The organism is Dellaglioa sp. CoH-56-MRSF-14 (genome assembly GCF_056782115.1).
This window is the reverse complement of sequence record NZ_JBXAYB010000056.1, coordinates 1-332: the sequence shown is the minus strand read 5'-3', so window position 1 is coordinate 332 and position 332 is coordinate 1. Positions and strand designations below refer to the sequence as shown.

Below are 332 nucleotides of genomic sequence, written 5' to 3'. Positions count from 1 at the left end.
GCATGCGCCACAGCAACATACGCAGCTCGGCGTGAAGGGATAGATGGACGGGGCACGCGCCCCGTTTTTCACGTCCGGGGTTGTGAATAATCTGGGTTTGCGCTACACTACGTGTATTGATCGAGGCAATAAGGAGGTCCATGACGTACAATAGTTGGAAGGATAAGCTTTTCGAGACCTACATGGACTACAGCGATTCTGGGCGACTCGGTGATTGCGTAATCGCGATCCGCGCCCTGTGTCAGGAGCACATGGATGATGACACGCTGGTGCGTATTGACGCACGCATGATGAGTGCGCTAGAATTCGAGATTGATGTCTACATCTCGGAC

The 332-nt window shown here is 53.3% G+C and carries 1 protein-coding gene; it reads left to right on the top strand.

Annotation, left to right across the window (positions count from 1 at the left end; all coding sequences use genetic code 11):
• Positions 1 to 140 precede the first annotated feature (140 nt).
• A partial coding sequence (locus AC1RPX_RS07830; RefSeq protein ID WP_481763334.1) for a hypothetical protein occupies positions 141 to 332 on the top strand: 192 nt, incomplete at its 3' end.